The organism is Comamonas thiooxydans (assembly GCF_002157685.2).
GTDB lineage: Bacteria > Pseudomonadota > Gammaproteobacteria > Burkholderiales > Burkholderiaceae_C > Comamonas > Comamonas testosteroni_H.
Window position 1 is genome coordinate 4,157,192 of record NZ_AP026738.1, and the last position, 22,303, is coordinate 4,179,494.

General features: G+C 61.9%; 19 protein-coding genes. 11 read left to right on the top strand and 8 right to left on the bottom strand.

What is annotated here, in order from left to right; genetic code table 11:
• Positions 1–86 precede the first annotated feature (86 nt).
• Positions 87–419, bottom strand: coding sequence for a hypothetical protein (locus CTR2_RS19320; protein WP_043005464.1), 333 nt, complete (start codon positions 417–419; stop codon positions 87–89).
• Positions 420–645: 226 nt separating this feature from the next.
• On the opposite strand from CTR2_RS19320, the gene CTR2_RS19325 reads away from it, so the two are divergent.
• The 5 genes from CTR2_RS19325 (at position 646) to CTR2_RS19345 (ending at position 8,376) form a co-directional block, all read left to right on the top strand.
• Entirely contained in the window at positions 646–2,463 is a 1,818-nt protein-coding gene (locus tag CTR2_RS19325) for a glutamine--tRNA ligase/YqeY domain fusion protein (protein ID WP_087081799.1), read from the top strand.
• 310 nt (positions 2,464–2,773) lie between these two features.
• Positions 2,774–4,186 carry a YdgA family protein gene (locus CTR2_RS19330; RefSeq protein WP_087081797.1) on the top strand — a complete coding sequence of 471 codons (1,413 nt, stop codon included), beginning with the start codon at positions 2,774–2,776 and terminating at the stop codon, positions 4,184–4,186.
• A gap of 323 nt (positions 4,187–4,509) precedes the next feature.
• The gene (locus CTR2_RS19335) at positions 4,510–6,627 is read left to right on the top strand and encodes a DUF3300 domain-containing protein (protein ID WP_087081795.1); all 2,118 of its coding nucleotides are present in this window, start codon (positions 4,510–4,512) and stop codon (positions 6,625–6,627) included.
• Between the two features lie 127 nt (positions 6,628–6,754).
• Complete coding sequence (locus CTR2_RS19340) at positions 6,755–7,381, top strand: FMN-binding negative transcriptional regulator (protein ID WP_087081793.1); 627 nt, start codon at positions 6,755–6,757, stop codon at positions 7,379–7,381.
• Between the two features lie 113 nt (positions 7,382–7,494).
• Complete coding sequence (locus tag CTR2_RS19345) at positions 7,495–8,376, top strand: M23 family metallopeptidase (RefSeq protein ID WP_087081791.1); 882 nt, start codon at positions 7,495–7,497, stop codon at positions 8,374–8,376.
• Positions 8,377–8,488: 112 nt separating this feature from the next.
• Here the strand turns inward: CTR2_RS19345 and CTR2_RS19350 are convergent, their stop codons facing one another.
• Positions 8,489–8,947, bottom strand: coding sequence for a DUF2242 domain-containing protein (locus CTR2_RS19350; protein WP_003063876.1), 459 nt, complete (start codon positions 8,945–8,947; stop codon positions 8,489–8,491).
• A gap of 436 nt (positions 8,948–9,383) precedes the next feature.
• On the opposite strand from CTR2_RS19350, the gene CTR2_RS19355 reads away from it, so the two are divergent.
• Positions 9,384–10,205, top strand: a complete 822-nt coding sequence (locus tag CTR2_RS19355) for an META and DUF4377 domain-containing protein (protein ID WP_087081789.1) — start codon at positions 9,384–9,386, stop codon at positions 10,203–10,205.
• Between the two features lie 436 nt (positions 10,206–10,641).
• On the opposite strand, the gene CTR2_RS19360 is transcribed toward CTR2_RS19355, so the two are convergent.
• The gene (locus tag CTR2_RS19360; protein WP_003053278.1) at positions 10,642–10,989 is read right to left on the bottom strand and encodes a MoaF-related domain-containing protein; all 348 of its coding nucleotides are present in this window, start codon (positions 10,987–10,989) and stop codon (positions 10,642–10,644) included.
• Positions 10,990–11,384: 395 nt separating this feature from the next.
• Here CTR2_RS19360 and CTR2_RS19365 point away from each other — a divergent pair, with 395 nt between their 5' ends.
• Complete coding sequence (locus CTR2_RS19365; RefSeq protein WP_254913415.1) at positions 11,385–12,629, top strand: MFS transporter; 1,245 nt, start codon at positions 11,385–11,387, stop codon at positions 12,627–12,629.
• A gap of 104 nt (positions 12,630–12,733) precedes the next feature.
• Here the strand turns inward: CTR2_RS19365 and CTR2_RS19370 are convergent, their stop codons facing one another.
• Positions 12,734–13,729, bottom strand: coding sequence for a diaminopimelate dehydrogenase (locus CTR2_RS19370; RefSeq protein WP_087081785.1), 996 nt, complete (start codon positions 13,727–13,729; stop codon positions 12,734–12,736).
• An 81-nt stretch (positions 13,730–13,810) separates the two neighbouring features.
• Positions 13,811–14,701, bottom strand: a complete 891-nt coding sequence (gene rarD / locus CTR2_RS19375) for an EamA family transporter RarD (RefSeq protein WP_087084507.1) — start codon at positions 14,699–14,701, stop codon at positions 13,811–13,813.
• Positions 14,702–14,904: 203 nt separating this feature from the next.
• Between rarD and CTR2_RS19380 the strand changes: the two genes are divergently transcribed.
• A complete protein-coding gene (locus CTR2_RS19380; RefSeq protein WP_087081784.1) occupies positions 14,905–15,672 on the top strand; it encodes a pseudouridine synthase in 768 nt (255 codons plus the stop codon).
• A gap of 54 nt (positions 15,673–15,726) precedes the next feature.
• Here CTR2_RS19380 and CTR2_RS19385 read toward each other — a convergent pair whose 3' ends face one another.
• Positions 15,727–16,746, bottom strand: coding sequence for a DHH family phosphoesterase (locus tag CTR2_RS19385; RefSeq protein ID WP_087081782.1), 1,020 nt, complete (start codon positions 16,744–16,746; stop codon positions 15,727–15,729).
• 336 nt (positions 16,747–17,082) lie between these two features.
• On the opposite strand from CTR2_RS19385, the gene CTR2_RS19390 reads away from it, so the two are divergent.
• Positions 17,083–18,279, top strand: a complete 1,197-nt coding sequence (locus CTR2_RS19390) for a M20 aminoacylase family protein (protein ID WP_087081780.1) — start codon at positions 17,083–17,085, stop codon at positions 18,277–18,279.
• Between the two features lie 65 nt (positions 18,280–18,344).
• Here the strand turns inward: CTR2_RS19390 and CTR2_RS19395 are convergent, their stop codons facing one another.
• Together CTR2_RS19395 and ylqF are read right to left on the bottom strand one after the other, a co-directional pair.
• Positions 18,345–20,630: a putative bifunctional diguanylate cyclase/phosphodiesterase gene (locus CTR2_RS19395; RefSeq protein WP_087081778.1), complete on the bottom strand. Its 2,286-nt coding sequence runs from the start codon at positions 20,628–20,630 to the stop codon at positions 18,345–18,347.
• Between the two features lie 155 nt (positions 20,631–20,785).
• Positions 20,786–21,736, bottom strand: a complete 951-nt coding sequence (gene ylqF, locus CTR2_RS19400) for a ribosome biogenesis GTPase YlqF (RefSeq protein WP_087081776.1) — start codon at positions 21,734–21,736, stop codon at positions 20,786–20,788.
• A 123-nt stretch (positions 21,737–21,859) separates the two neighbouring features.
• On the opposite strand from ylqF, the gene CTR2_RS19405 reads away from it, so the two are divergent.
• Both CTR2_RS19405 and CTR2_RS19410 read left to right on the top strand, forming a co-directional pair.
• Complete coding sequence (locus CTR2_RS19405; protein WP_003063898.1) at positions 21,860–22,084, top strand: hypothetical protein; 225 nt, start codon at positions 21,860–21,862, stop codon at positions 22,082–22,084.
• On the top strand, positions 22,081–22,299 hold the full coding sequence (locus CTR2_RS19410) for an oxidoreductase-like domain-containing protein (RefSeq protein ID WP_087081774.1): 219 nt from the start codon (positions 22,081–22,083) through the stop codon (positions 22,297–22,299). Before CTR2_RS19405 ends, CTR2_RS19410 begins: the two co-directional genes overlap by 4 nt.
• Positions 22,300–22,303: the final 4 nt, after the last annotated feature.

Below are 22,303 nucleotides of genomic sequence, written 5' to 3' on the forward strand. Positions count from 1 at the left end.
CGGCACCCGGCCTGCGGGCATAAAAAACGGCTGCCTGGGCAGCCGTCCGTGGTGCAGAGTCTTTCAGGACTCTGTTATCGATGCCATCAACGGTAGTGATGATGGTGATGACCACGCCAGCGCGGGCCGCCACCGTAATAGATAGGGCCGGGCACGACCATCACGGGTGCGGGACGGTACACGGGAGGCGGCGGCGCATAGTAGACCGGTGCCGGAGGCGCATAGTAGACAGGGCGTGGCGGCATATAGACCGGGGCCGGCGCCACATAGGGCGTGGCGTAAACGGGAGCGCCGACGCCCACGGCCACGCCGGGCACGCCGATGCCGACCGACAGGCTGACGCCGCCATGCGCCTGGGCGCCTGCGGCAGCCATCAGGCCGGCCACAACGATAGAGCCAGCGGCAAGCAGCTTGGCCATGCGGGGGGAAGTTGTTCTGGACATCACAATCTCTCCTCTGTTTATGAGTCACCGAGGGCAAGCCTGCAGATCTGTGCAGCGCCTTCGGCCCTTGGGGATATAACGTTTCAGAGTCCCGTCAGGATGGCACGGTTCCTCAAAAACATTGTGTCCAAATGCACACGAGGCAAAGCTGCAGTGTCCGCTGATCGACATGAGGTCATGGCAGCCGGCCTAAAATGGTGCAATGAGCTCTGCTGACGCCTCCAAATCCAACAACGCCGCCCCTGAAGCGGTCAAGCCAACCAACTTCCTGCGCCAGATTATCGAATCGGATCTGGACAAGGGCACTTATGCCGCCCGTCACTGGGGCGGCGCGCCCGGCGATGCCCAGCATCACCAGAGCGGCCAGGTCGACGAAGCGAAGATCCGCACCCGCTTTCCGCCAGAGCCCAACGGCTATCTGCACGTGGGTCATGCCAAGTCCATCTGCCTGAACTTCGGTCTGGCCCGCGACTTCGGCGGCGTCTGCCATCTGCGCTTCGACGACACCAATCCCGAAAAGGAAGACCAGGAATATGTGGACGGCATCATCGATGCCGTGCGCTGGTTGGGCTTCGACTGGAAGGATGTCGACGGACACGAGAACCTCTACTTCGCCAGCAATTACTTCGACTTCATGTACCGCTGTGCGGTCTACCTGATCGAGCAAGGCCTGGCCTACGTGGACGAGCAGTCGGCCGACGAGATGAAGGCCAACCGCGGCGACTTCACCCGCCCCGGCGTGAACAGCCCTTTCCGCGACCGCTCCGTGGCCGAAAACCTGCAGCGCTTTGCCGACATGAAGGACGGCAAGCTGGCCGATGGCGCCGCCGTGCTGCGCGCCAAGATCGACATGACCGCGCCCAATATCAATCTGCGCGACCCGGCCATCTATCGCGTGCGCCATGCCGAACACCACAACACCGGCAACCAGTGGTGCATCTACCCGATGTATACCTTTGCGCACCCCATCGAGGATGCCTACGAGCACATCACCCACTCCATCTGCACGCTGGAGTTCGAGGATCAGCGCCCCTTCTATGACTGGCTGCTGAACCATCTGCGCGAAGGCGGTCTGATCGACGCCCCCCAGCCCCGCCAGTACGAGTTCTCGCGCCTGAACCTGACCTATGTGATCACCAGCAAGCGCAAGCTCAAGCATCTGGTGGACAACCAGTTCGTCACCGGCTGGGACGACCCGCGCATGCCCACCGTGGTCGGCCTGCGCCGCCGCGGCTACACGCCTGAGTCCATCCGCAACTTCTGCGAACGCATCGGCGTGACCAAGGACTACGCCTGGATCGACTACGGCACGCTGGACGGCTGCCTGCGTGAAGACCTGGAAAACAAGGCCCACCGCGCCATGGTCGTGCTGGACCCGGTCAAGCTCGAACTCAGCAACTGGGCCGAGGTGTTTGGCAGCGCCGAGCATCTGGAGGACTGCCACCTGCCCGCCCTGCCCCACGCGGCAGAAGGTAAAACCGTGCCCGAGCGCCGTTTCACCCTTGGCCGCGAAGTGTGGATCGAGCGCGAGGACTTTGCCGAAGTGCCGCCCAAGGGCTACAAGCGCCTGTTCCCCGGCAACAAGGTCCGCCTCAAGGGCGGCTATGTGATCGAATGCACGGGCGCCGAAAAAGATGCCGATGGCAATGTGACCAAGGTGCTGGCCACCGTGGTGCCCGATACCAAGAGCGGCACACCGGGTGCCGACAGCGTCAAGGTCAAGGCCGCCATCACCTGGGTGGGCGTGGCCGATGGCCTGCAGGCCGAAGTGCGCATGTACGACCGTCTGTTCACCGATCCGCAGCCCGATGCCGGCGGCAAGGATTTCCTGAGCCTGCTGAACCCCGACAGCCTGAAGGTGGTCACCGCTTATGTGGAGCCTTCGCTCAAGGCGGCCCAGGCTGACGACAAGTTCCAGTTCGAGCGTTTTGGCTATTTTGTGGCCGACCGCAAGGATCACCGCAGCGACAAGCCCGTGTTCAACAAGATCACCGGACTCAAGGACAGCTGGGGCAAGTAAACACTTCAGCCGGTTTCAGCAAGGCTGCCAGGATTCACTGGCAGCCTTTTTTATTACGCAAACCGCCGCGGCATTTATCTCGGGAAAAGCTATTCGGTTCTCCGATCGAAAAATGGATAGCGCCCTATGGACTCTGGTTACATATTGAAATAAATACCGCCGGTATTGATTTTTAATACTTGAAAAGCATTTACATAAAATGTTCTGAAATTCAGAGCATTTGATTATTTTCTTTCTAGAATCCTGCTCACCACAACATTACCAATCCGCAATTCATTCGCGGATTTTTTATTTTCATCAAAGGTCAAGAATGAACAGGAAAGCAGGAGCAGGCATTGCAGCGGCCGTCGCCGTGATCGTGGCAGGAACACTGGGCACCAGCTATTACATGGGCGGCAAGCTGCAGCAGAGCTTTACCGAAGGCCTGGACAAATGGAGCGAGCATGGCGTGAAGATTCAGGTCACCAGCTATGACCGCGGCGCCTTTTCTTCCACCGCCAAAACGGTATGGACCCTGGACAGCGGCGACGAGCCCGTCCAGTTCACCGCCGAGCACAAGATCAGCCATGGTCCGCTGCCCCTGGGCCATGCCGCCGAGATTCACACCAGCTTCAATCTTCCCGAGGACACGGATCCGGCGCTGAAGACCGCGCTCAACGGCCGCTCGCCGCTGGAAGTCGACACCAAGGTCGGCTGGGGCCGCAGCAGCTCCAACGTCATGACATCGCCGGCTGTGAGCAGCAAGATCAAGGACAGCGAAATGAACTGGGGCGGGATGAAGATCGTCTGGGACATGCCCGCCGACATGAAGGCCGCCAAGGGCACGGGCAGCTTTGCCGGCCTGCAGTTCAAGGACGAGGAAGGCAGCGTGACGCTGGACAAGGCCGATATGCGCTTCGACATGAAGCAGCCCCCGGGACAGCAGTTCTGGACCGGCCCGTTTGCCATGACGATTGCCAAGATTGCCGCCACCAAGCAGGAAGAGGAAGGCAAGAACTCTGCCAGCCACTTCGAAGGCATCACCATGGATTCGGACACCGTGCTCAAGGGCGAGGTGGTGGAGATGACGCTCAAGACCGGCATCAAGACCGCCAAGCTCGAAGACAAACAGGCTGACGATCTGGTGCTGGACATGGCGTTCAACAATGTCGATGCCAACTGGATCAACCAGGTCGTGGAAATGAGCAAGCGCAAGAACCCGCTGCTCGGCGAGTCCACTGACGACGAAGATGCCGAGGAGCAGCGCAGCGGCGATCTGCGCGAGAAAATGCTCAAGTCGCTGACACAGGCCCTGGCGCGCCAGCCCGTGATCGAGCTCAAACGCCTGTCCATGCGCACCCCCGACGGCGTGAGCGAGTTCGCGGCAGCCATTCAGTATCTGGGCGATGGCGAGAAGATGGGCACTCTGCTGCAGGACCTGAAGGTCAGCCTCAAGGCCGATATGCCCAAGCCCTTCATGGAAAACATGATGCTCTCGCGCAGGCGCTCCAGCCTACTGGCCGTGTTTGAAGGCGAGAGCGAGTACAAGCCCGAAGATATCGAGGAAGCCGCCAAAGCCCAGACTCAAGCCAGCCTGGACATGCTCAAGGAGCAAGGCATCTTCGAAGACAAGGACGGCAAGATGCGCACCGAGATCGTCTATGCCAAGGGTGAATTCCAGGTCAACGGCAAGCCACTGGATGCCATGGGCACGAGCACACTCATGGGCACCATGACCGAATGATGTAACCGGTGCGTTGCTTCGCGGATAGCTCCAGGGCCTGCCTCGCGCAGGCCTTTTTCATGGAAAAAATGCCCCGAGCGTGGAGATACAGGCGAGCAACCGCCCTCTGCATGCTTTGCCCAAAGTTGTTGGTATTTTCAGCCTTCAAGCCTTACCTACACTGCGAAATAAGCTATCAAGATTTATATTCTCCTGTGGAGCGTGGCCTGCAGCCACACGCTTTATTTGCTTACAACACTCTGTCAACAACGGCTCAACACTGGCGTTAAAACAGCATCCGCCAAAGCACCGTGATTTGCACGGCGCGGCGCAAGGAGCGTCAGATGTCGCATTTCCCCCGGACCCGGCCTGAGCAGCCGGAACTGCAGCCAAACACGGTCGCCCGTCTCTGGCACCCGGGCGTGATAGCCCTGGCCGCCGCCATGGCGCTGAGCGCGTGCAACGACAAGGATTCACCGATCAAGGCGGACAGTGCACCGCCGGCCTCGGCATCGGTCGCCACGCTCGATGCCGCCCAGCCTCAGCCCGCAGCCTATGTGCCGCCCGATGCAGACGCGCTCTACCGGATGGTGGCGCCGATTGCGCTGTACCCGGACAAGCTGGTGGCCCAGATCCTGGCCGGTGCCACCTATCCAGACCAGATCAGCGCCGCCGAAACCTGGCTGGGGCAGAACCCCGGACTGCAGAAGACGGCGCTGAGCAATGCCGTCAACGCCCAGAACTGGGACCCGTCCGTCAAATCATTGACCCAGTTCCCCAACGTGCTGGAACAGCTGGCCTCCAACCTGCCCTGGACCACGGCGCTCGGCAAGGCCTATTACAACGATCCCTCGGATGTGATGAACGCCATACAGGTCATGCGCAGTCGGGCCTACAAGGCCGGCACGCTCAAGACCTCCAGCCAGCTCAAGGTCAACCTGGCGTCCACGCCCGCCGCCGTGGCCTATACGCCAGGAGCCGTGGTCACACCGCTGCCCGACCCGGTCATAGAGCCACCGGAGCAGTTCATTGAAATCAGCCCCTCCCAGGTGGATACGGTCTACGTTCCTCAGTACGACCCGGCTGCGGTCTACGGTCAGCCGCTGCCCGTATATGGCGGCTACCGTTATGTGGAGGTGCCGCCTCCGGCTCCCGTGGCCGGCATGCCCGTGATGGCCGGCCTGCTGGGCTTTGGCACCGCCATCGTGCTGGCCGGGTCCATGGACAGGCATCCGTCCTGGGGCTGGAATGCCTGGAATATGCACTGGGGCGACCCCGAAAGGCCCTGGCGTCACGGCGAACGTCCCCCGCCCCCGCAGGCACGCCCGGCCGTGGTCTACAACAACACAACCTATATATCCCAGTCGCGAACCGTGGTGCAGAACATCCATCGCACGGACAACACCTACATCAACAACATTCATGAAAATGCCTCAGGCGAACGCCGCGGGCCAGCCGGGCAGCCCCAGGCTGCAGGCACCCTTACAGCGCCGGGCACGATGGCCGCGAGCGCAGCAGCGAGCGCAGCCGTCGGTGCCGCCGCCCTCGCAGCCGGCGGCCATGTCCTGAACCAGCGCCAACCAGCATCAAGCCCCCTGGCGACACAGCCTCAGGGGCGGCCGGACTTTGCCCAGGGCCCCAGCCAGGCTTCAGGCGGGCCGCGCGCATCCAATGGCAATGCCTTGATGCAGCCGCAAGCCCCACATGATCGCCATCCGCCGCAGGCACCACAGATGCAGGCTGCCATGACGGAGAAAGCCTTGCAGCAACGCCCACAGGAGCCAATCCAGCGTCAGCAGCCAATGCAGCAAGTCCGCGAGCGGCAGGAGCAGCGGCAAGCCCAGATGCAGCAGATGCAACAGCAACACGCCCAGGAGCAGGCCCAGCGCCAGCAGCCAATCCAGCAAGCCCGAGAGCAGCAGGAGCGCCAGCAGCAAATGCAGCAGCAAGCCCGTGAACAGCAAGAGCATCGGCAGCAAACCCAGATGCAGCAGATGCAACAGCAGCACGCCCAGGAACAGGCCCAGCGCCAGCAGCAAATGCAGCAAGCCCGAGAGCAGCAGGAGCGCCAGCAGCAAGCCCAGATGCAACAGCAGCGCGCCCAGAAGCAGGCTCAACGCCAGCAGCAAATGCAGCAGCAACAGGCCCGTGAACAACAGCAGCGCCAGCAGCAGGCCCAGATGCAGCAGATGCAACAGCAGCACGCCCAGGAACAAGCTCAGCGCCAGCAACAAATGCAGCAGCAGCGTGCCCAGGAGCAGGCTCAGCGCCAGCAGCAAATGCAGCAGCAACAGGCTCGTGAGCAACAGCAACGCCAGCAGCAAGCCCAGATGCAGCAACAACGGGCGCAGGAACAGGCCCAACACCAGCAGCAGGCTCAGCAGCACCAGGCCGAGCAACAGGCTCGCATGCAAGCGGCGCGCTCCGAGGGCCGCTCGCGCGGGGATCGAGAGCACCGCTGAAACGCCACTCGCCTTCGTGCCATGCCGCCTGTCATGCAGGCGGCTTCTCGGCGCGCAGCCTGCATGACGGTATAAACAAGCTCATAAAAGCTCATTCGTTTTTGCACCACTCATTGCAGCAGCCTTCATGTACAACCCCAGCCATTTCAAGGTCGACGACCCCACCGCCCTGCATGCCCTGATCCAGGCTCACCCGCTGGGTTGCCTGGTCACCCAGTCCGATGCGGGGTTGGATGCCAATCACCTGCCGTTCGAGTTGCTGCAGGACGAGGATGGCATGCTGCGACTGATCGCCCACGTGGCACGCGCCAATCCTGTGTGGCAGCAGATCCGGGACGACAGCCCCGTGCTGGTGATCTTCCGTGCCGAGCAGGCCTATATCTCTCCCAGCTGGTATCCCAGCAAGCACGAGACCCACGAGCAGGTGCCGACCTGGAACTACCGTGTGGTCCACGCGCACGGCCGCATCAGCGTGCGCGACGATGAAAAGTTCGTGCGCGGCGTGGTGGGCCGGCTCACCCGCCGCCACGAGGCCAGCAACAATGCCGAGGCCCCATGGAAGATGAGCGACGCTCCGCCCGACTACCTGCAACGCATGCTCGGCGCCATCGTGGGCCTGGAAATGACTGTCGACCGCCTGGAAGCCAAGTTCAAGCTGAGCCAGAACAAGCAGCAGCGCGACCGGCTTGGCGCGGTCCAGGCTCTGGAGCAGCGGGGACAGCTGGACCTGGCCCGGAGCATGCGCCAGCCCTGATCCCGCAGCCGGTCTTCAAGGCATGACCAGCGTAAAGCTCACATGTCTGTATCGCCTTTAGCTCCGCTATCGATAGCAATGCAGCACAATGCCTGCACAACCCGATAAGCACCATGCCGACCGAAAACCTCACCAGCCCCTCTCTCCCGCCCGAACGCCGTCGCCTGCTGCAATGGATGGCACAAACAGCGCTGTTTGCCGCCGCACCGGCCTGGGCGGCACGCAGCGCCAGCTCGGACAGCGCGCTATGGCCGCAGGACAGCCGGGTTCCCGGCGGCGTCGCACGCCTGTCGCTGGGCCCGGCTTCCGCACGCCCCCTGGTCACGGCCGCAGAGGCCGAGGTTCTGGTGGTGGGCGATATGATCGAATGGACCGCAATCGTGGGCATACCGCTTGCCACCGCACCGGGCGAGCAGAGCATTGGCGTGAAGACCGACGGCCGTTTGCGCAGCATGAGCTATACGGTGCGCGACAAACAGTATGTGGAGCAGCGCCTCAAGGTCTCGCCCAAGACGGTGGACCTGTCTGCCGAAGACAATGCCCGCTACGAACGCGAGGCCGCCCACCTGAAGACCGTGATGGCCACCTTCACCGAGCCGCTGCCTTCCGGCAGCCTGCACATGCGCGTGCCGGTGCCGGGTCGGCGCTCCAGCAGCTTCGGCCTGCGCCGTGTCTTCAACGGCCAGTCGCGCAATCCGCACAGCGGCATGGACATTGCAGCCCCCACGGGCACGCCGGTGCGCGCACCGCTGCCCGGCAAGGTGATCGACGTGGGCGACTATTTCTTCAACGGCGGCACGGTCTGGCTGGACCATGGCGGTGGCCTGCTCACCATGTACTGCCACCTGAGCCAGGTGGATTGCAGACCAGGAGACCAGTTGCAGACAGGCGATGCCTTTTGCAAGGTCGGAGCCACCGGCCGCGTGACCGGCCCCCATCTGCACTGGGGCGTGATGCTGAACCGCGCCATGGTGGATCCGGCGCTGTTCATCTGAACGGATCTCGCTGATAAAAAAGCGGCTCACGGAGCCGCTTTTTACTTTATTGCTATCAAATCAGGACCTAAAGCGTATATCCGTCAAGCACTACGGGCTGATTTGCTTGAAACTATGGCGCATCCTGATCCTGCTTCAGATAGTTCTCCACCAGCTCGAAAAAACTGTCGTAGAAGCTGCGTTTGGAAATGGTCTCGCTGCCCACCTTGACCAGGGAATCGTTGCTGGAAGAAAACGGCAGAGACAGCGACCCCAGAGCGCTCACGCCCACGCTGGCCGAGGTTGCGCTCTTCTTGAGCGAATAGCGATCCTGCAACGCTGTCGCAAAACCCAGACTGACCAGGCCGTCGCTGGTCTGCGGCACGCAGACCACACGGAAATTGATTTCCAGATTGGTCTCCGTATTGGGCTGGAAGTTCTTGCGCCCTTCGATCAGCTCCTGCGTCCTGGCCGTGGCGATATAGCCCTGGCTCAGCAAGGCGCGGCGCGCGGCCTCGCAGGTCTGTGCCGGTGTCGCATCAAAGCCGCGGGAAAACGTGGAACTGGAGTCGAAAGTCTCCTGAACCGGCATATGCTGAGGTGCAGTGGCCGAGCATGCCCCCAGCAAACCCGCCAATATGCCCACAGAACCCAGCCGCCCCCAATTCAGCCCAAACAAAGCAACACCACCTAAGCGCACAGAAACTCCTTGATGCCTGGGCCATAGTTTCTTCATGGCCCGAACCTTCGAAGCGTAGCAGCTTGGCAAAGACTAATTTGACGAAGCGCTGTCTAGACGTACGGATTTTTTCGATCTTTACAGCGACTTCACGCCCGAGCAGCACATCTGATTTCTCCGCCCTTCAGCGTGCAGCATTTGTTGACACTCTGAGGTTGTCGAAGCGCAAAACAACAGCAACGTTGGGTTAAGGTCAGATACAACCCGCAGGGAACTGATATGGTCAGCGAGACTCTGTTTCTGCTGACACGGTTTGCCGTATTCCTCTATTCCACCTTAAGGAAACCCTATGAAATTTCGCTGGACCTGGTGCCTTCCCCTTGTTGCTTCCATGACGCTTGCCGCCTGCGGTACGACAGGCGGCGGCGGTGCAAGCAAGCCCGGCCCTACAGGCCCCGCAGGCGATGCCGCGTCGCTGACCGCCTACCACTGGAAATTGCAAGAGGCCTTCACGCCAGCTGGCAATGAGGACCAGAGCTGGTTTCTGAGCTCCAGCCAGGCACCTATCGAGCTGGACTTCGTGGACCAGCGCGTTGTCGTCAAGAATCTGTGCAACGTCATCTCGTCGGCTTACACCGTGGAAGGCCAGCGCATCAATCTGCAGCGCGGCATGAGCACCCTGCGCGCCTGCAATGACAACCAGCTGATGATGCTGGAGCAGAAGGTTGCGCGCATTCTGCCTACGGCCAAGCAGTGGAACGTGCAGCTCGGCGGCTCCACTACTGAACAGCCTCGCCTGACGCTGCAGTTCATCGATGGCACGCGCTGGCAGCTCAACGGCAAGCCCACCGCCCAGACCCAATACGGCAGCGCTCCCGAACGCATATTTCTCGAGGTCGGTCCCGAGCGCAAGGCCTGTAGTGCAGGTGCAGGACGCCATCAGTGTCTGCAGGTGCGCGAGATCCGCTACGGCGACAACGGCGTCAAGACCTATACCGGCCAGTGGGAGAACTTCTATAGCGAGATTGAAGGCTACAAGCACGAAGCCGGTGTGAGCAACGTGCTGCGCATCAATCGCTTCAAGCGCCAGAATGTACCCGCCGATGCTTCAAGCTATGTCTATGTACTGGACATGGTGGTGTCCTCGGCCATCGCCGACAAGCGCAAGTAAGCCTGCGTTCAGGCATTGAAGAAGCCGGCCCAGGTGCCGGCTTTTCTATTTCCATGCGTACATTCAACGCCGATGTTTCACGCACCACGCTCCATCAATCGAATTCGTTGCCAGAGGACGATTTTCTTTTGGCAATAAATACTTAGGCAATGTTTTCTGAACGCCGCAGTTCGGGAAACAGGATTGCAGGTTATGCCCAGCGTCTGTGGAGCCGCCTGTGGACAAGCCTCGGAAAAACAGGGCGAGGCCGCACAGGCATTGACTTCGGCCCCTGCGATCAAAAAATACGCAGGAACGGTTGAACCTGCAATGTTTCACGGAGAAAAAAGCCGACACCTTTCGGATGTCGGCAAGAGAGGAAAGTCACTGACCTCACACACAAATCATTGAGCTGGCTCGTGCCCCGGCTCCATGCCCCGGGCAAGAGCCGGAAGATTCAACGCAGGCGGAAACGACCTTCCACAAACATGGAAGAACGATGGCCGCTTTCGCATTGGTTGTCGGCATAGGACCAGAAAGCCTGCACCGTGCCCTTGGCCGAGTCAATGACCTGGCTGACCGTGAAGCCGGTTTTCTCGATCCAGTTCAAAAAATGTAGGTGATCGCTCAGTTGCAAATAGCTGAGGTTCTCGCAGCCCTCGGAAATATGCCCTTGCGAGTCCACCACGCGCCAGCGCATCTGACCGCTGGCGGTGTAGCGGACTTGGGCCTGGCTGTCCGGGAATTCAATGACTGCTTCGCGGCCCAGAAGAGTTCCTGCGTATTGCATCGAAAGCATGGACATGATGTGACTCCTTGAGAGAAAGCTTCGCTATTCATAACGCAAAACCATTTGTGTGAAGCTATGATGAATCGCCGCTGTTTCTTTGCGTGTGGGAAAGTGACTCATGCCTTCGTCGGTAAACATTTTTTGACAAACAAGGCTTCTCTCCTGCATGGCATGAAGGTCAATCCGCAGCCTGCTTGCCGGATATGAACCGCAGCAGAAGTGAATGCTCATAACGGCCACAGGCACTGCAGAGAACAAGGCGATCGCGCATACTCGGCCCTCTGACATTTCAGGTCGCCAAGGCAGGAAGTCGGCCCAGGCCAACTCCCGCCTCCCCAGCCGCACTCACGGATCTCACCTTGTCCACCCCCGTCACCTCTACAGCGCCTCAGGCCGCCTCCATCCCGCCATTGCGCGATCCCGCTTTTGTCAATTTCGTGCTGGCACGCATGCTTGCCATGTTTGCCCAGCAGATGCAGGCCGTGGTGGTGGCCTGGCAGGTATACGACATCACGCGCGAGCCTCTGTCTCTGGCCTATGTCGGGCTGGCGCAGTTCCTGCCCATGGCGGGTCTGCTGATTCCCGCTGGCGATCTCAGCGACCGCATGAGCCGCAAGCGCCTGCTTGGCATCAGCTGGCTGGTGGCCGCAGTCTGCTCGGGCCTGCTCTGGCTGCTGGCCGAGAGCGGAGCGCACGATGTGCACTGGATCTACGCCGTGCTGGTGCTGTTTGGCTGCAGCCGCGCCTTCAGCGGACCGGCGCTGCAAAGCCTGCTGCCGCAGATCGTCGCCCGCGAGCAGCTGGCCAAGGCCCTGGCCACCAACAGCATGCTGATGCGCATCTCGGCGATTGCCGCTCCCGTGCTGGGCGGCCTGCTCTATGCACTCGGCGGCGGCGTGCTGACCTATGCGGTCTGCGGCGTCGCTCTGCTTCTGGGCGCGGTCCTGCTGAGCCAGGTCCCAGTGCACTTTGCCAGCCCCAGGATCGGCCTCGACGTTCAAACCACCATGTGGCAACGTTTTGCCGAAGGTCTGCATTTCATGCGCACCCGCCCCATCATCCTGGGCACCATCTCGCTCGATCTGTTTGCCGTGCTGCTGGGCGGCGTGGTGGCCCTGCTGCCCGTCTATGCGCATGAGGTGCTGCAGGTCGGCCCGCAGGGTCTGGGCCTGCTGCGCTCCTCCATGGCCGCAGGCGAGGTCTGCATGGGCCTGTGGCTGGCCTCGCGCCCCATCAACCGCCGCGTGGGCAAGGTGATGTTTGCGGCCGTGGCCGTATTCGGACTGGCCAATCTGGTGTTTGCGCTCTCGCACTGGTTTGTACTGTCCATGCTGGCACTGGCCGTGGCCGGTGCAGCCGATATGGTCAGCGTCTATATTCGCGGCGCATTGGTGCAGTTTTCCACGCCCGACCATATGCGCGGCCGCGTGAATGCAGTGAACATGCTGTTCATCGGCTCCTCCAACGAGCTGGGCGAGTTCCGCGCAGGCAGCAGCGCGTCCTGGTTTGGCGCAGTTCCCGCCGCCATTCTGGGCAGCCTGTGCACGCTGGGCGTGGTGGGTGGCTGGATGACACTGTTCAAGCCCCTGCGCGATGTGGACAGGCTCGAAGATGCGGCGCGCGTGAGCGGCCTCGAGCCCCCCGCAAGCACTTAAAAATCAATAGCTGCCAATAATCGGACAATTGACGCCGCAACCCGTTTCGACACAAAAAAGCCTCGCAGACCCTGCGAGGCTTTTTGCTGATCGCGGCGGCTGATTTACAGCAGCTCCGCACGCAGTTGTTCGGCGCTCTTGGGCGACAGCAGGCCAGGGGCCACGTCAAATACGGTCTTGCAGCCATGTTGGCCAGCCTGGGCCAGGCGATGCACGGCGCGGGCATAGGCCACAAGCACGCTGGAAGTGAACTCGGGGTTGCTGTCCAGCTGCAGGCGGTATTCGATGACCTGCTTGTTTTCGGCACTGGTGTTGCCGCTGCGGATCACAAAGCCGCCATGCGGCATGCGGGCATGGTCGCGGGCCAGCTCCTCGGCGCTGATGAAGTGGACCGTGGTGTCGTACTGGTCGAAGTAGTGAGGCATTTCCACAATGGTCTTGCGCACGACTTCAGCGCCTGCGCCATCCTTGAGCACCACATGGCATTCACGCTGGTGCTTCTCGCGGGTGGACAGCTCGGGGCGCACGCCGGAGCGCACCTTGTCGACGGCCTCTTCCACAGGGATGGTGTACTGCACGCCGCCGGCCACGCCTTCCACGCGGCGGATGGCGTCGGAATGGCCCTGGCTCAGGCCCTTGCCCCAGAAGGTGTAGGTAGCGCCGTCAGGCAGCAGGGCTTCACCGAGCACGCGGTTGATGGAGAACATTCCGGGGTCCCAGCCGGCCGAGATCAGGGCCGTGCACTGCCCCCCCTGAGCGGCCTTGTCCACATTGGCGAAGTGTTCGGGGATGCGGGCATGGGTGTCAAAGCTGTCGACCAGATTGAAATGGGCAGCCAGCTCGGGCGCCTGTCTGGGCAAATCGTCCTTGGAGCCGCCGCAGAGAATCAGCACATCGACCTGACCTTTGTGCGACAGCAAAACATCCATGGAATGCACAGGCGTACCTGCATTCAGGGGCTGGAGCTGGGAAGGGTCGCGACGGGTGTAAATCCCCTTGAGCTGCATATCGGGGTTCTTGGCGACAGCAGCTTCCACGCCGCGGCCCAGATTGCCGTAACCGACGATAGCAACGCGGATAGGGGATGGGGTCGATGCCATGACGAGCTATTCCTTCAAACAAAACAAAACTTCAATTATTGCCCTGTGATGCACCAACTTGGGGCTGGAACTGCAGCAATCTCAGTTCGATGTGTGTGAACGCCCACGCCATGAATGCCGCAAGCCGTCGCCAATCAGCAGGCCCACGGCGGCAAAGATCAGCGCATAGCTGGTCTGCTGCTGCGGCTCCATGCTCTCGCCCAGCAGCCAGGCCACCACGACCAGCAGGACCGGCTCCACATAGGACAGCAGACCGAACAGGCCTAGCGGCAGCCAGCGGCTGGCAATCATGTACAGCGCCAGCGCCACGGCGCTAACGATGCCCAGCAAGGGCAGCAGGCCCCATAGCGTCGGATGACCCGCCACCAGCGGCCAACTGTCGGGCGTGCGCAGCGTGAAGACAATGGCCACCGGAACCAGCAGCGCCATGTCTATCCAGTGACCGGCCAGGGTATCGGTCTGCAGCCAGCGGCGCAGCGAGAAATACACCGTGTAGCCCAGAGCCACCACCCAGGTCTCCCAGGACATGCCGCCGGCCTGCCAGAACTCATGTGCCACGCCCGCAGCCGCCAAGAGCGTAGCCAGGCTCTGGCCCAGCGTCAGACGCTCGGCAAACAGCACACGCCCGGCCACGACCATCACCAGCGGCAGCAGAAAATAGCCCAGCGACACCGGCAGCGCGCGTCCGTTCATGGGGGCCCACATGAAAATCCAGAGCTGCACGCCCAGCAGCGCCGAGCTCAGCACCAGCAGCAGCCCGAAGCGGGGCTGGGCCAGAGCTCGCGCCAGTAAGGCATGTACCGCAGCCACCTCCTTGAGAGCGAACAGCAGGGCCGTGGTAAAGGGCAACGTCACCAGCACGCGCCAGCCAAAGATCTGCTCGCCATCGAGCGGGGCGAGAAAAGGCGAGAGGTAATACAGCGAGGCGAACAGCACGGACGCCAAGACCGAAACCACCACGCCCTTGAACATCACAGACACAAGATCAAGCCTCCAAATGACGGCCAGCATTGATCTGTCAAGCGCTGGCAGCTACTTCAAAAAAAATGAGCCGACGTCGAGCGGCCCGCACCGATTTTCGGCCACGAAGCGGCCTGTCGGCAGGCAGACCCTGGTCAGCAAAGCATTGCACTGTGCGCTAGAGTGCGGCTCGCCCTCTTCTGTCTGCCTTCCACATGCCCGATACCGCCCTATCCGACGGCTCTGCCAATCCACCCCTGCACATACTCTGGCAGGACGAGCATATGGTCGTGGTCTACAAACCCGCCGGCTGGCTGGTGCATCGCACGGGCCTGGATGCGCAGGAGACCCGCTTCGTCATGCAGACGCTGCGCGACCAGCTGGGCCACCATGTCTGGCCCGTGCACCGGCTGGACAAGGGCACTTGCGGCGTGCTGCTCATGGCGCTGCACAAGCAAGCGGCCCAGGCTCTGGCTGCCAGCTTTGCAGCCCATGCAACCCGCAAGGAATATCGGGCCCTGGTGCGCGGCTGGCTGCCCGAAGCATTGGAGGTCGATCATCCCCTCAAGCCCGACGATGCGCCCGAGGATGCCCCTGTGCAGGAGGCTCACACGCACTTGCGCTGTCTGGCGCGCCTGTCCTGGCCCGAAAGCTATGACGGCCGACACCCCGAAACCCGCATCAGCCTGGTCGAAGCCCTGCCAACCACGGGCCGCCGACACCAGATCCGCCGCCATCTCAAGCATGTGGCCCACCCCATCATCGGCGACGCCACCCATGGCAAGGGGCCGCTGAACCGCTGGTGGGCCGAACGCCTGGGTCAGCAGCGGCTATGGCTGCATGCCAGGGCACTGGAGATTGCCCACCCCGTGAGCGGGCAGCCCATGCGCTTCGAGGCCGACTGGCCCAGCCTGACTCAGCTGCAGGAAGCGCGGGACTGGCAAAAGCTGCTGGCACTGCCGGGCTGGCAATCCATAGCATAAGAAATAGCTGTCAGCGCTTGTATCTCAAGCGTTGGCAGCTATGATTTTCTGCAACTACGCAGACTTTGGCGTTGCGCGAATCCACTTGCCCTCTTCGTCGAACTGCAGGCCTGGTGCGGCCGCAAACTCGTATTGCGCTTCGGGTTCGGCCTTGAGCTCCCCCTGCAGCAACTCCACCAAGCGCTCGTTGCCCATCTTGAAGCCACAGGCCTGGGCATGGCCGCCGCCGCCAAAGCTCTCCGCCAGAGGAATGCAGTTGAACTCCGAGCGCGAGCGCAGGCCCACCTTGGTGCCCTTGTGATTGGCATGCCACATCAGGGCAAAGCTGCCACTCTGGCGCGCCAGCAGATCACCCACCTGGCTGTGGAACATGCCCGGGCAGTTGACCATCAGGCCCTGCCTGCCGTTGAAAACCAGCACCTGGGCACCGTCGGCAATATCGGCACAAAGCTTCTGGAATTTCTCGTCCATGGCGCCGCCACGGGCCATGTAGACGATTTCCTGCTCGGGCGTGAAGGCCGCAATCTCAGCCCAGCGCTCGAAGCTGCGCACGGGTTCCATGTCCAGAGCCGCGAGAAACGCCGCGCTTTCGGGGAATTCCCATTTCCAGATATCACGGTCCTCGATGTAGCGAATCAGACCAGGCACGGGCTTATCGGCCTGGAAAAACTCCCAGGCCAGACGCGCGCCGGACTTGCTCATATCGAAATGCACCACGCCGCATTGGCACTGGTAGCCACTGAGTTTCTCGGCCGCACTCTTGTGATGATCCAGCACCACGAGCTTGGCCACGCGCGACTCGATCTCGGCCATCAGCGTGGGCTCGAAGGCAAAGTCCAGCACATAGACGGCGCGACCGGCCAGCTCGCCCAGGTCGTCGGCCGTCTGAATCTCGCCGTGATCCAGACCGCGAAACTCGGCCTGACCTTCATAGAACAGCCAGGCCGCCAGCGCCGCGCCAAAGCCGTCGGGGCAGCGACGGCCATGGTAGAGGATGAGGGGGTTGGGATCGTTGCGATCGGGGCGCACCAGCAACTGCTGGAACAGGGAAATTTTGGCGTTCTGTGCGGTCATAGCCCGGTATTTTCGCCGTTTGCGCCGGAACGAGGCGACGCACGGGGCATTGCGGGTTCACGACTGACTGCATCGTCGGGTGTTTCGCCCCACCAGACAGGGCCGGCAGGGCTCATCCGGCTGCCCGCAAGAGGACTCACGCCTGGTAAGTCACCGCTTGCTTTTTTCTCGGTTAGCACAAACGCTGAAATCCCTGATTTCGGTATCTACCTAAGCCCCCACTCCTCGCGTACGCCTATGATGGGGGTCTTGCTATTGAAATGCTGCGGTCACCGGCAGGCCCGCAACGCTTGCCTGCCACGACAGTTTCAGCGCTGGGTGCTCCGCGGCCCCTGTATGCGATCTACACCCGATATCACTCCTCACCTCGGTACGCTGCTCAGTTTTCGCCGCGACCTGCACGCCAATCCTGAGCTCAAGTACGAAGAGCACCGCACCGGCGACAAGGTCGCCGCATACCTCACGGCCCTGGGCCTGACCGTGCATCGCGGCCTGGGCCAGACTGGCGTCGTCGCCAGCATCTACGGCAAGGGCCGCAGCAAGGACAACCCCGGTCGCAGCATCGGCATCCGCGCCGACATGGACGCCCTGCCCGTCACGGAAATCAACACCTTCGAGCACATCAGCCAGAACAAGGGCCGCATGCATGCCTGCGGCCACGACGGTCACACCACCATGCTGCTGGGAGCCGCCACCACGCTGGCACAGCAGCCCGACTTTGACGGCACGGTGCACCTGATCTTCCAGCCCGGCGAAGAAGGCGGTGCAGGCGCCAAGGCCATGATGGATGACGGCCTGTTCGAGAAATTCCCCTGCGAAGCCGTGTTTGCGCTGCACAACTGGCCCTCGCTGCCAGCCGGCCAGATGGCTGTGCGTGTGGGCCCCATCATGGCCTCCACCCTGCGCTTTCAGATCCGGGTCCACGGCAAGGGCGGCCATGCGGCCATGCCCCACACCACGCTGGACCCGATTCCCGTGGCCTGTGCCATCGTCAGCCAATTGCAGACCCTGGTCTCGCGCAGCACCGACCCGCTGGACTCGGCAGTGCTCACCGTGGGCAAGATCACCAGCGGCACCGTGGAAAACATCATTCCCGATGACGCCATCATCGCCGGCACCGTGCGCACCCTGAAGAAGGAAACGCGCGAGATGTTTGTCGAAGGCCTCAAACGCATCAGCAGCCATGTGGCAGCCGCCCATCTGTGCACGGCCGAATTCACGCTGCGCCCCGGCGCCTACCCCAACACCACCAACCACGCCCGCGAAGCCAAGTTCATGGCCGCCGTGATGCGTGAAGTGGTCGGTGACGACAACGCCTTTGACGATGTGCTGCCCGCCATGACCTCTGAAGACTTCGGCTTCATGCTGGAGGCCGTCCCCGGTGCCTATGGCTGGATTGGCAATGCCAAGGGCGACCAGCCCGGCGTGAGCCTGCACAATCCGGCCTACGACTTCAACGATGACAACATCGGCCGCGGCTCCAGGTTCTGGGATCTGCTGGCACGTCGCTATTTTGAGCAGCCGGCCGCCTGACAACAGCCAAGAACTACGCTATTCATAGTTGATAGCCCTCAACCAGCAATGGTTGTGGGCTTTTTTCATATCTTGGCAGCGGCATCGGGCTCGCCCAACACTTCGACCAGCCAACGCGACTGCGGCATGGGCATGCCGAGCAGCATGCCCTGCAGCACGATGTCCGGGTTCCACTGCGTCAACTGCAGCGCCTGCTCGGACAGTTCCACGCCTTCGGCCACCACGCGCAGCTGCAAGCGGCGCGCCACCAGCAACATGGCTTCCACCAGAGCCGCGTCTTTTTCGGAACGATGGCTGCCGCTGACAAAGCTTCTGTCGATCTTGAGCTCCTGAATAGGCAGGTGCTGCAGGCTGTACATACTGGAATAGCCGGTCCCGAAGTCATCGAGAGAAATCTCTATGCCCAGGCCGCGCAGTGCCAGCATGCGCCGGCGTGCCTGATCCAGATCCCGCAGCAAGGTGCCTTCGGTGATCTCCAGTGTCAGCTGGCGAGAATTGGCACCGGTTTCCCTCAAGACCTTGTCCAGCGTGGCCATGAAGTCGTCATGCGCAAATTGCTGGGCGCTGACGTTGACCGACAGACGCAGTCCACGCTCTGCCATGGCCGGCCTGGCCAGCAGCATGCAGGCCTGGCGCAGCACCCAATCGCCCAGACGCACGATGAGCTCGGACTCCTCGGCCACCGGAATGAACTCTCCCGGACTGACCAGCCCCCATTCGGGATGCTGCCAGCGCACCAGCGCCTCGGCGCCCACGCAACGACCGCGCGCATCGGTCTGGCTCTGCAGATACAGGCGCAGCTCGCCCTGGGAGATGCCGTGGTACAGATCCCTGGCAATGCGCACGCGCCGATACACATCCTGGGCCATGCGCGGCTCGAACAGCACCACGCTGCCCGGACCGCCCAGCTTGGCCTCATGCAAGGCCACGCTGGCAAAGCGCAGCACATCATGGCTGTTGCCGCCTTTGATGGCCGGCTCCAGCACCGCGCCACCGATGCAACAGCTGACAAACTCGGTTTCCACCCAGCTGTTGAGGGAAAACGGCTTTTGCAAGGCCTTCTTCAAGGTCTGCGCGTACTGCTGCAGCTGCTCCTCCACGCCCTGGGCATGCTTGTGCAGGCTATCAAAGACGATAGCAAACTCCGCAGCCGCGATACGCGCAATCCAGGCATCGTCAGGCAGCACCTCGACCAGTCTGGCCCCCATGGCCTGCACCAGCTCGTCGCTGTGCTGCATGCCATGCACATCGTTGAAGACGGAAAAGCGATCTACATCCAGCAGCAGCAATCCATGGCTGGCATCCTGCCGAACCAGGGCCAGTTCGCGCAGATGCAAGGTCAGCGAATGGCGGTTGGGCAGCCCTGTGAGCGAGTCCAGGTAGACCAGATCGTGGATACGGCGCTCGGCCAGAACACGCTCGGAGAGATCGCGCTTGAGCTCCACATAATTGACGACCTCTCCCTGAGGCGTGCGAATCGGCGTCACCAGCACCGACTCACGCAAGGCCTCCCCCTTGCTCGTGCGATTGGTCATCTCGCCACGCCATAGCGTGCCCTTGGCCAGTTGCTTGAGCGCGCGCTGGCGGTGACTGCGATCCATGCCCATGGTGGATACCAGCTCTGTAGACTGGCCGAGCACCTGCTCACGCACATAGCCCGAGCGCAGCAGAAAGGCCTCGTTGACATAGATGACCTTCAGCTCGGGATCGGTGATGACGATGCTCTCGGGGTTCTGCTCGACCGCCCGATAGAACTTGCGCAACTCGTTCTGGCTGGCCTCCAGTGCGGCCAGCATCTCCTGGCTTTTCTGCACGCGCCGCCCCAAGCTGGCTCTTGCCTGCAAGCAAATGATGAGCACCAGCATCATCATGCCCAGCAAATGAATCATCGCCAGCAGATGCTCGGCTGCCGATAGAGCCGCAAATGGCGTGCCGATATGCGGAGCCAGCCACCATAGAGCGGCAACGGCGATGGAGGACAGCCCCAGCATCGTCAGGGCCGCACGCGTGCCCTGCACCCAGAGCGCAACAGCCAGCCAGGCAGGAAATGCCATCACGGCCGGCCCATAGAGCCCTCCCATGTGCCAAACCCAGAGCAAGCTCAACAGCCAGTTGCCCCAGACAAAGCAGGACACGGCCCAGACCCACTGCCTGGCCTTGGCCAGGCCCATGCACAGCAGCGACAGCAGCATGACGCCACCGGACAGCGCCAGATCCATGTCGTCCATCGCCGGCGTCAGCAACCAGACCAGACTCATCGCAGCGCCCAGGACCCACATCCAGAGACAGCCCAGCCACACCATGCGGCGCATGGGCAACCGGTATCTGGCCTCGACGAAGTGACGCTGCATGCAAGCCCTTTGGCATTCAGACTGAATGATGAATGCTAGGGGCAGTTGCCAATTAGTTCAATCGTCCTGCGAGCCAGGTCTTGAAAGCCCAGACGCGCGGCCTGCCCGGCTTGAGCGCATACCGCTCCGGCTGCATCGGGCTTGTCGCCTGCAGCCTAACGCTGCTGCTGGCGCCGCGCGCTTCGGCGTGCCTTGGTCTGTGCATCTTTCCTGGCCTGGCGCTCCGCATCTTTTTGCTGGCCCTCGGCAAGCCAGACCTCGAATTCGGCCGGAGTCTCCAGCGTGATGCGGCCAATGCTCACATCACGGAAGTCGGTCAGCACCAGCTCGGCCGCCTTTTGCAGATTCACGCGGCCGCCGCTCATCACGGCTCCACGCTTTTTGCCGATCATCGTCAGCAACTCGTCATCGTGCAACGCCGCAATTTCTTCGGCCGAAATGCCCAGCTTGTAGCGCGCCTCCAGCATGGAAGCGTAGTGCTTTTGCAGATACAAAAGCAGCTCCAGCGCCACCAGGTCTTCGTCGTAGGCATTGCGCCCCACGGCGCCGCTGGCCGCCAGGTTGTAGCCGCTTTTCTCCACGATGATGCGCGGCCACAGCATGCCGGGCGTGTCCCAGAGGTAGAAGTCGTCGGCCAGCACGATGCGCTGCTCCAGCTTGGTCACGCCGGCCTCATTACCGGTCTTGGCCTGGGTCTTGCCGCTCATGGAGTTGATCAGCGTGGACTTGCCCACATTGGGCACGCCGCAGATCAGCACGCGCATGGGCTTGGCCAGACCGCCGCGCGAGGGCGCCAGCAGCTTGCACTGCTCGATCAGACGCTTGGTGGGAGCAGGTTCCGAGGCGTCCAGCGCAATGGCGCGCGTCTCGCTCTGGGCGTTGTACCAGTCCATCCAGGCCTTGGTCTGGACCGGATCGGCCATATCCTGCTTGTTGAGTATCTTCAGGCGCGGCTTGTGGCCCGTCATCTCCTGCAGCAAAGGGTTGGCGCTGGAGCCGGGCAAGCGCGCATCCAGAACCTCGATGACCACATCGATTTCCTTGACGCGCTCCGTGATGGCCTGACGCGTCAGATGCATGTGACCGGGAAACCATTGGATGGCCATAAGCGGAGATCTTTCTTTTTTGCAGGGTGTGAGCACGCCATGGGCGCAAACACCCTTTTATGTCAGTGAATTCAGGCGCGCAAGGATAATCTCCCTCTGCTTTTCTGACCTGCCAGCTCGCTTATGCCCTTGCCCTCCGCCCCCCAAAAGTCCAAAGCCCGCAACGAAATTCTGATCAAGGGCCTGACGATTGCACTGATCGGCATCATCATCTTGCTGGCCCCGGTGTTCAAGCCTGAAAGCGGAATTGCCCAGCTGTTTGCCCAGTCCCATATCGTGGGCTGGTTTGCTCTGGTTCTGGGTCTGGCCTTCATCGCCCAGTTTCTCTGGGTTCGCTTCAAGAAATGAGCGACACAGCCCTGCTGCAGCCGCTGACCCAGGCGCGCAGCCAGATTGCGCTATGGCAGCAGCGCGCCGCAGCAGCGGCGGTGAAGCTGCGCCAGCCGCCGCCCGAGCCCGCTAGCTGCTGCGGGCGCGGCTGCAACGGTTGCGTCTGGGAAGGTTACTACGGTGCGCTGGCTTTCTGGCTGGAGGATGCGGCCCAAGCCCTGACCGCAACCTGAAACC